The following is a 9420-nucleotide window of genomic DNA, read 5'->3' on the forward strand; positions in this document are numbered from 1 at the left end:
AGTGGTGCGCGGCGGCAAGCGTTACTGGAGCACTTTGCGTTTCGGTTATTGCGAAGCGGTATTTGCCGATGCCAAGAAGTTGCGCGAGGTGAACTCGATCACCACCTTCATGGCCCTCGAGTGGGCCCTCGAGCAGGGCTTCGATTATTACGATATCGGCCTGTGCCTGGCGCGCCCTGATGACGGCTTGTTGAAATGGAAGCGCCGCCGTGGGGGTGACATCGACTCGCTGGGCAACCATGCCTACCTGTTCGTCCGCCTGCCCAGGACCGGTACGGCGAAGTTCCTCTGGGACACGCCGATGTTCGCGGTTGAAGGCGACAAGCTGACCCTGCACCTGGGGCTGCCCGACGGGCCAAGCAGTGAGGAAGTGGCCAGCCGTTATCATGAAATGGTGTTCGGCGGGCTGCACAAGATCTACCTCTATGGCGGCAACGCCGAGGGCGAGCCGTTCGTGGAGAGCTTGCGCAGCCGCTATGCCAACCTGCAGTCGCCGCCCACCCTGGAACGGGTTGCGTGCAGCTGAGTCGTTGCCTGTGAACCATTGATCGGCGCCCCGCGCCAGGCTCGTCATCTAGGGAGGACGCTTCATGGGAGGCGATATCTCGCAGTTCAGTGCATCTCCCGCAGCCAGGCAGCATACCTGGACCCTGGCCGCCTACCGCTACATGGCGCGTAAACGGCTGGGCAAGCACCGGGCCCTGGACCTGAAAAGCATCGCCGACAAAAGCTGGGACATCGCCCCAGGTGAGGTCACGGTTTCGCCGCCGGCCCTCTACCTGCCCGGCCAGCTGGAACGGGTGACGGGTTGGGAGGGCAAGCGGTTCTACCCCTACGAGCACCCGGCGCGCACCATGGAGGGCGGCATCATTACCTCGCAAGGGCCCACCCGAGGCTACCTGATCAAGAATGCATGGCTGGTCGACGGGGCGTTGTACAAGGGCAAGGCCAGCCACTGGCTGTCGCAGAAACCGAGTACCTTTCCGACCATCATCGTCGACAACGAGATCGACCGTGCGGCCGTCTATTGCACGCAAAACGGCAATTCGTGGTTCGGCACCTGGCTGATGGAAGACTGCCCAACCTATGCACTGGCCTGTAACGAGGGCTTGCCGGTGACCATTGCGCCTTCGGCAAAGTTTCCGCTGTTTACCCAGGCACCGGCCTACGAAGACTGGCTGGGCATGAAACCGCTGCGCTTGCGCAGTGCGTTCTTCCGTGAACTGGTGCTGTTCGATGACCAGAGCAACAACCGCAGTCGGCATGCCCGCTACCAGGCCATGGGCGACAAACTGCTTTCGCATGTGCCGCATGCCCCGCACCCTGGGGTGTTTCTGCTGCGTGGCGGCGACGGCGACCTGCGCCTGCTGCGCAACGAACTGGAGCTTGCCGAACACCTGCGCATCACCCGGGGCTTTCGCGTGGTCAACCCGTTGAAGTCCGATGTGCCCAGTATCGTTGCAGCGTGCGCCGGGGCTAACGTGGTCGTCGGCGTCGAGGGTAGCCAGTTGGTGCATGGGGTCAATGTGCTGCAAGCCGGTGGTAGCCTGCTGACCTTGCAGCCGCCGAACCGCTTTGTCAGCTATTACAAATACCTGACGGACCGTGACTACCAGCATTTCGGGTTTGTGGTCGGCATACCGGAGGGCGATGGCTTCAGGATCGACATCGGCGAGGTGGAGCGGACGCTGGACTTGTTCCCCCGATAACTGTGTAGTATCCAGGCACATGGCCGCGACGAGAAGGGCGAGGGATGATCGAGGTATCACGGTTCTGGCGCGACCCTGCGTTGCCTTTCGTCGAAGCCCGTCGGGTAGGGGATGGGCGCCAGGTGTGCTATGCGGCACATTCCCACGAAAGCTTTTCCATTGGGGTGATCACCGGTGGGCGCAGTACCTATCTGAATGGCGATCAGCGCATTGAGGTGGAGGCGGGTACCACAGTCCTCATGAACCCGGGCGTGGTGCATACCTGCAACCCCATTGCCGGCGAGACATGGTCCTACCTGATGCTGTTTGTCGACTGGCCTTGGTTGCAGGCGCTGGATTTTGCCTTGCCGGCACAGACCTGGAGCCGTTCGCCCGTGTTGTACCGGCGGCTGTTGCAGGCCTTTGCAGACCTGTTCGATGCCAGTGTGGCGGATCGCGAAGCACGCCTGGCCATCGTGTTCAGCGCATTGCCCGGGTTGCTTGGTGGTGAGGCCAGCGTGATTGACGAGGGCAACCCGCGACTGGACGCTGCCGCAGCTTTCATACGCGCTCATCGCAGCGACCCACTGAGCCTGGAAGACATCTGCTCGGCCTGCGGCCTGTCGCGGTCCTACCTGATTCGTGCGTTTCGCCAACGTTTTGGATTGACGCCGCACGGCTACCTGCTCGACCAGCGCGTGCAACTGGCCCGCGCACAGCTGCGCCAGGGCAGGGCGATCGCCGAGGTGGCGCAGGAGGCCGGGTTTGCCGACCAGGCGCACCTGCAACGGGCATTCAAACAGCACCTGGCGGCAACGCCGGGCCATTACCGCAATGCAAACAGCTGAGTGTGGCCTTCGCTGCGTTGCATTTCTTGCGGCAAGCACCTGTCAGCCCTGATGCGACCCTGTGGGCACTGGCTTGCCCGGCGACAGGGCCGGTACAGGCCCTCAGATCACCAGGTAAACCGCACTGCCCAGCAATAACGCTGCCAAGCCCCGATTAAGCAGGCGCATGTGCCGTGGGTCGCTCAGGTACTGGCGTATCACACTACCGGCCCAAGCCCAACTGGCTACCGAGATGAAGCAGATCGGCCCATAGATCCAGGCAAACAGCCACAGCAAGTGCTGTTCACCCCCGGTATAGGCGCCAACCCCTGCCACCGCCGCCAGCCAGGCTTTGGGGTTTAGCCATTGCATGGCCGCACCGTGCCAGGCCGTGGGGGCCTGATCAGTCTGAGTGCTGCCCAGGCGGCCGCCATCGCTGGCCAGCTTCCACGCCATGTACAGCAGGAAGGCAACGCCGCCCCAGTGCAACAGCAGGCCCAGCAATGGCCAGCGCGTCAACATTTGATGCACGCCCAGCCCGACCAGTACCAGCAACAGGCAAAAGCCCAGCGTGGCACCGGCCACATGCGCCAGGCTGGCGCGCAGGCCGTGGCGGGCGCCGCTGCCAAGCGCGACGATGTTGACCGGGCCAGGGGAGATCGAGGCCGCCAATGCGAAAGCGGCCATGGAAAGGGACAGGCTCATGAGGGCAATCCGTATGGTCAAGGGAGGCGTCCATCCTCGGCCATCCCGGGCCTCGCGTATTGAAGAAAAGTCTCCCGTCCCGGATTTGCACAAGTGGCCCGGGTTCAAGCAGGGCTGTTACAGGTTTTGTAATAGTTTTGCGCTATCAGATAAACCTGCTGGGCTTGTAGCATCTTTCTCCCAATCTGTTATCAAGGCCTATATGAGCACCTTCGCGGAGCCCCCCAGTTTTCGGCCGTCCTGGCCATCCGTTCCCCGTCCCTGTGACGTTACCGTCGTGAGTACCCGCTAATGGAATGGCTAGCCGACCCCACGGCCTGGCTGGGCCTGTTGACGCTTATCGTCCTCGAGCTGGTGCTGGGTATCGACAACCTGGTGTTCATCGCCATCCTTGCCGACAAGCTGCCGCCACATCAGCGCGACCGCGCGCGGGTCATTGGCCTGAGCCTGGCGCTGATCATGCGCCTGGGCCTGTTGGCCAGTATCTCGTGGATGGTCACGCTGACTGCGCCGCTGTTCGAGGTGTTCGACAAGAGCTTCTCCGGCCGTGACCTGATCATGCTGTTCGGTGGTGTGTTCCTGCTGTTCAAGGCCACCATGGAGCTGCACGAGCGCCTGGAAGGCCATGTGGCACAGGCCAGCGGCCCGGCCCGTCACTCGGCGTTCTGGCCGATTGTCGCGCAGATCGTGGTGCTCGATGCGGTGTTCTCGCTGGATGCCGTGATCACTGCGGTAGGTATGGTCGAGCACCTGTCGATCATGATGATCGCGGTGATTTTCTCGATCGGTATCATGATCGTGGCCAGCAAGCCGCTGACCCGTTTCGTCAACGCCCACCCCACGGTAATCATGCTGTGCCTGGGCTTCCTGATGATGATCGGCTTCAGCCTCACTGCCGAGGGCCTGGGCTTCCATATTCCGAAAGGCTACCTGTACGCGGCCATCGGCTTCTCGATCCTGATCGAGCTGTTCAACCAGTTGGCCCGTGCCCGTCGCAAACGCAGTGTGCAGCAACACCGGCCACTGCGTGAACGCACGGCGCATGCCGTGCTGCGCCTGCTGGGTGGGCGCCGGGTCGAAGCTGACGAGGTGGGCGAGGAAATTGCTGACCTGGTCGAGGGCGGCGAGGAGCAGGTGGTGTTCGACCGCCGCGAGCGAGTAATGATCAGTGGCGTGCTGAACCTGGCCGAGCGGCCGATTCGCACGGTCATGACCGCCCGCACCGAGGTCGATGTGATCGACCTGGCGCAGCCGGCTGATGCCATTACCCAGGCACTCGCCAACTCGCCGTACTCGCGCTTGCCGTTGATTCGCGATGGCCGTGTCGACGAGCCGCTGGGCTTTGTGCACAAGAAGGAACTGCTCAAGGAACTGCTATCGGGCAACCAGCCAGACCTTGAAGGCATGGCCCGGGTGCCGTTGAACCTGCTGGAAAGCTTCAGCATCCTCAACGCCCTGGAGCAGATGCGCGGCCAGTCGACCCACATTGCCTTCGTGGTCAACGAGTTTGGTGACTTCACCGGCCTGCTGACCATGACCGACATCCTGGAATCGATTGCCGGTGAGCTGCCGGATGCCAGCGAGGTGGAAGGCCCGGGCATCGTCCAGGAGGGTCCAGCCTTTGTGGTCAGTGGTGCCGTGAACCTGAGCCAGGTACAAGCACGTACCGGCTTCAGCGCCCGCGCCACCGAGGACTACCAGACCCTTGCCGGCCTGGTGATGAGCCTGCTCGACCGCCTGCCGATGGTCGGTGACCGCCTGGCCTGGAATGGCTGGACGCTGACCGTGGAGGCAGTCGAGGAGCGCCGCGTGCGCCAGGTGCGGCTCACACCGAACGGCGACGCTGACGCAGCAGGTGCTTGAAGCCTTCCAGCACCAGCACCAGCACTGCGGCCCAGATCGGCAGGTAAGTCAGCCACTGATCCGGGCCGATGCTCTCGCCCAGCAGCAACGCCACGCCCACCAGCAGCACGGGCTCGACGTAGCTGAGCAGGCCGAACAGGCTGAACGGCAGCAAGCGGCTGGCCAGTACATAGGCGATCAGGGCCGAGGCGCTGATCGCCCCGAGGATCGGGATCAACGCGTACAGCCCTGGGTGTGCCTGCAGGTCGGCACCGGAAAGCGGGCCCTGGATGACGAAGTACAGCGCCCACGGCAGCAGCAGGCACATGTCGCACCACAGGCCTCCGAGGTGGTCGGTGCGGCAGCGCCGGCGCAGCACGAAGTAGATCGGGTAGCCGAGCATCACCACCAGGGTTTCCCAGGCAAAACTGCCATGCTGGTACAGCTCGTGGCCTACGCCCAGCGCGGCGCAGGCCACGGCTACCTTCTGCAAGTGTGACAGGCGCTCGCCATACACCAGCCGCCCGGTGAGCACCATGGTCAGCGGCAGCAGAAAATAGCCCATCGACACTTCCAGGCTGCGCCCGTGCAGGGGCGCCCACAGGAACAGCCACAACTGCACGCCCATCAGCCACGAAGTACCGACCATGCCCAGCAACAGTGCCGGTGTACGTTTTATGCGCGAAAACAGCTCACCCACACGTTTCCAGTCCTTCGAGACAAGCATGAACAAGGTGAGGCAGGGCAGGGTCAGCAAGGTGCGCCAGCCGAAGATCTCTTCGCCATCGAGTGGCTTGAGCAGGGAGGTATAGAAATACATCACAGCGAACAGACAGGACGCCATGACCGATGAAACGATGCCTTTTGACACGAATGCCTCGAATACGGGAGTTGAGCGGGTGAATCAGCCGCGCATGATCTCAGGGGGCGTGCGTTGCGGCAACTGTGTCGCGCCTGGGCGGGCGGCCAGCGCTTCAAGAAACTGTGCCGCAGGCATGGGCTTGGCAAACAGGTAGCCCTGCTGGAAGTCCACATCGTGGCGGGCCAGGTAGTCACGCTGGGCTGCGGTTTCCACGCCTTCGGCGACGATGCCCAGGCCCAGCTTGGCCGACAGCTCGATAACGCTTTCCAGGATATGCACCGACAGCGCATCGGCCCCGATCAGCGCGACGAAACTCTGGTCGATCTTCAGGTAGTCGACCTTGAACTGGCGGAGGTAGTTGAGGCTGGACTGGCCGGTGCCGAAATCGTCCAGGGCAATCATCACGCCCATCGCATGGAGTTTTTCGAACAGTTCCAGGGTCACGGGCGTGGGCTCGATCAGCTTGCGCTCGGTCAGCTCCAGGGTCAGCACCACCCGACCGTGTGGGAAGTGCTGCAGGAAGGTGCGGCAGTCGTCCAGCAGGCTCAGGTCGCGGCAATGGTCGGCGGTGATGTTGATGCCGATGTGAAAGCCGTCTTCCAGCAACCCGGCATACGGCGCCAGACTCTGCGCGGTGTGCATCATCAGCGCGCGGGTCATGTCGACGATCTGCCCGCTGTGTTCGGCGTAGGGGATGAACAGGTCGGGCCGTACCAGGCCTTCTTGCGGATGGTTCCAGCGCATCAGCACTTCGGCGCCGGCCCAGCGATAATCACCCTGGCGCACCACTGGTTGGAAGTATGGCAGAAATTCATCGGCCTCCAGCGCCCTGCGCAGTTCGGCGCGGGGCGAGCTGGCGCGGCGGATCTGCCAGCGGCAGGCCAGGGCGGCTGCAGCGCCCAGCACCAGCAGCAGGCCCAGCAGTGCCGGATAGTGGCTGCGCCACAGCCGGCCCTGCTGCGCGGCGGCATAGCCGCCCTGCACGCTGAACGGGTAGCGGGTCGAGCCCAGCAGCACATGCGCGCTGGCGGCGGCTGGCGGTACGCCCTTGTGCACGATACCGTCCTTGCCCATCCACCTGTCGCCCACCCGGATGCGCAGCTCTTCATCGGGGCCGATCAGGCGCAGCGCTGTCAGCAGATGGTCGCCATCCACGGTACTGATGGCGCCGCGGTCACCGTCGCTGGCCCGGTAGACCAGCAGCGCATGACCCGGAGTGACCGAGTTGCCGTCCATCAGCCACAGCGTGCCGTCGACGTAGTCGGCTGGGTTGACCGGCTCGTCGAAGTCACCGAACAGCGAAGTGCAATAAAGGGTGTTGTGGCTGAACAGGTTGGTGGAGCGCACGAAGGCATTGCGCGTAACCTGGGCACGCAGCGTCAGCTTGGCTTGCTCGCACGGGCTTCCGGCGAGCGGTAGCAGGGTATTGGCAGCGCTGGCCAGGTTATCGAGGATGTGCTCGACCTGCGCGACAACCTGGCGCGTCGTGGCCTGGCTACTGGCCTGCATTTCCTGTTCTAGCTGCCAGTTCATCACGCCCAGGCCACACACCACAGGGAGTGCGCCGACGACCCAGGGCAGCAGGGTGCGCCAGCTGAGCGCGGCGCGGTGTTTGGCGGTAAGGGGCATGCTGACCTGACTTGTATGAAAGCTAACGAGAGGATAGCCGTTTGTCGGAACGGCCGAGCAACTAAAACGCGACAAACCATTTTACGCACTGTAGAATCGGTTTACGAATACAACAATAAGGTCCTTCATCATCGAAGGATCAAACCCGCCGAGAATGGGTCCATATGACATACCATGGGTTCAAGCTGATCATAGGTGGCTTCCTCGCCCGTAGCGTGCGGGGCATACCGTGCTCACCGCCATTTCTGTTCGACATCCTACGCACTCAATAATATTTCGCTGCAGATGAGGACACGAACATGGCTGATATCTTCGAAAATCCAATGGGCCTGCTGGGCTTCGAGTTCATCGAACTGGCTTCGCCGACCCCAGGCGTGCTTGAGCCTGTATTCCAGATACTGGGTTTCACCAAGGTGGCTACCCACCGTTCCAAGGATGTGCACCTGTATCGTCAGGGCGGCATCAACCTGATCCTGAACAACGAACCCAAAAGCGTCGCTTCCTACTTTGCCGCTGAACACGGCCCGTCGGTGTGCGGTATGGCGTTCCGCGTGCGCAATGCCCATGAGGCCTATGCCCGCGCCCTGGAGCTAGGTGCTCAGCCGGTCGAAATCGAAACCGGGCCGATGGAGCTGCGGTTGCCGGCGATCAAAGGCATTGGCGGTGCGCCGCTGTACCTGATCGACCGCTTCGAGGAAGGCAGCTCGATCTACGACATCGATTTCAATTTCATCGAAGGCGTAGACCGCAACCCGGTAGGTGCCGGCCTGAAGATCATCGACCACCTCACCCACAACGTCTACCGCGGGCGCATGGCTTACTGGGCCGGCTTCTACGAAAAACTGTTCAACTTCCGTGAAATTCGTTACTTCGACATCAAGGGCGAGTACACCGGCCTGACCTCCAAGGCCATGACCGCGCCGGATGGCATGATCCGCATCCCGCTCAATGAAGAGTCTTCCAAGGGTGCCGGGCAGATCGAAGAGTTCCTGATGCAGTTCAACGGCGAAGGCATTCAGCACGTGGCCTTCCTCACCGACGACCTGCTCAAGACCTGGGATGCCCTGAAAGGCTTCGGCATGCGCTTCATGACTGCGCCGCCACAAACCTACTACGAAATGCTCGAAGAGCGCCTGCCGGGTCATGGCGAGCCGGTCGACCAACTGCAAGCCCGGGGCATCCTGCTTGATGGGGCCTCGCGACCGGGCGACAAGCGCCTGCTGTTGCAGATATTCTCGGAAACCCTGCTTGGCCCGGTGTTTTTCGAGTTCATCCAGCGCAAGGGCGACGATGGGTTCGGTGAAGGCAACTTCAAGGCCCTTTTCGAATCCATCGAACGCGACCAGGTACGCCGTGGTGTACTGAGCACCGACTGATGCTCGCCTGCATCGCCGTCATGCATCTCTGACGGCGGTGCCGCTGTGGGCCTTGCGCGCTCTCATCAAGCCCAGGTACAAGACCAGTGAGGTCGCTACGCCGACCAATGCCAGCGAAGGTAGCACTTGCGCTATGGTCATGCGGAACTCATTGGCGGTATACCCCTTGCTGTAGCCGCCCCGGACGGTATAGCCATATTTTTTTGACTCTGCCCACTCGCTGAATTCGTCCTGTGAAGGGCGTTCCGGGTCGCGGCTGTCGCCATCTGTCCATATGTAGTGGTCCCCGAATTCCAGTATCAGCGTCAGGCCGGTCTGAAAGCTTTTCAGTTCCTTGCGCAGTTCAATGCCATACAAAGTGCCAACTACCCCGGAGTTCCTCCCAGGTGTTTGAACTCTGAGAATGGCGGCGTTTGGCGAAGAAGGGACATCGAATGCGAGTTCCGTGCCTCGCCCGGACTTTATGAACGCGGAAATATAGGCCATGGGGT

At 62.1% G+C, this 9420-nt stretch carries 7 protein-coding genes and 2 pseudogenes; 5 read left to right on the forward strand and 4 right to left on the reverse strand.

All coding sequences use genetic code 11. The features are described 5' to 3' along the window. From HP547_RS23670 to HP547_RS23680, 3 genes and pseudogenes are all read left to right on the forward strand, one after another. A pseudogene (locus HP547_RS23670) lies at nucleotides 1-526 on the forward strand (hypothetical protein); the annotation flags it as partial. Nucleotides 527-590: 64 nt separating this feature from the next. Beyond that, on the forward strand, nucleotides 591-1709 hold the full coding sequence (locus HP547_RS23675) for a glycosyltransferase 61 family protein (protein ID WP_172287725.1): 1119 nt from the start codon (nucleotides 591-593) through the stop codon (nucleotides 1707-1709). Nucleotides 1710-1753: 44 nt separating this feature from the next. After that, nucleotides 1754-2536, forward strand: coding sequence for an AraC family transcriptional regulator (locus HP547_RS23680; RefSeq protein ID WP_172287728.1), 783 nt, complete (start codon nucleotides 1754-1756; stop codon nucleotides 2534-2536). Between the two features lie 102 nt (nucleotides 2537-2638). Here HP547_RS23680 and HP547_RS23685 read toward each other — a convergent pair whose 3' ends face one another. Next, nucleotides 2639-3220, reverse strand: coding sequence for a LysE family translocator (locus tag HP547_RS23685; protein ID WP_172228530.1), 582 nt, complete (start codon nucleotides 3218-3220; stop codon nucleotides 2639-2641). A gap of 291 nt (nucleotides 3221-3511) precedes the next feature. On the opposite strand from HP547_RS23685, the gene HP547_RS23690 reads away from it, so the two are divergent. Continuing rightward, nucleotides 3512-5083, forward strand: coding sequence for a TerC family protein (locus tag HP547_RS23690; protein WP_172287731.1), 1572 nt, complete (start codon nucleotides 3512-3514; stop codon nucleotides 5081-5083). Here the strand turns inward: HP547_RS23690 and rarD are convergent. Next, the gene (gene rarD / locus HP547_RS23695; protein ID WP_172287733.1) at nucleotides 5046-5933 is read right to left on the reverse strand and encodes an EamA family transporter RarD; all 888 of its coding nucleotides are present in this window, start codon (nucleotides 5931-5933) and stop codon (nucleotides 5046-5048) included. The two genes, HP547_RS23690 and rarD, sit on opposite strands and share 38 nt — an antisense overlap. Before the next feature lie 33 nt (nucleotides 5934-5966). After that, nucleotides 5967-7553, reverse strand: coding sequence for a cyclic diguanylate phosphodiesterase (locus HP547_RS23700; protein WP_172287736.1), 1587 nt, complete (start codon nucleotides 7551-7553; stop codon nucleotides 5967-5969). A 299-nt stretch (nucleotides 7554-7852) separates the two neighbouring features. On the opposite strand from HP547_RS23700, the gene hppD reads away from it, so the two are divergent. Beyond that, nucleotides 7853-8929: a 4-hydroxyphenylpyruvate dioxygenase gene (hppD, locus tag HP547_RS23705; RefSeq protein ID WP_172287739.1), complete on the forward strand. Its 1077-nt coding sequence runs from the start codon at nucleotides 7853-7855 to the stop codon at nucleotides 8927-8929. Nucleotides 8930-8947: 18 nt separating this feature from the next. Here hppD and HP547_RS23710 read toward each other — a convergent pair. After that, a pseudogene (locus HP547_RS23710) lies at nucleotides 8948-9420 on the reverse strand (hypothetical protein); the annotation flags it as partial.

This window comes from Pseudomonas sp. CM27, from assembly GCF_013179515.1.
GTDB lineage: Bacteria > Pseudomonadota > Gammaproteobacteria > Pseudomonadales > Pseudomonadaceae > Aquipseudomonas.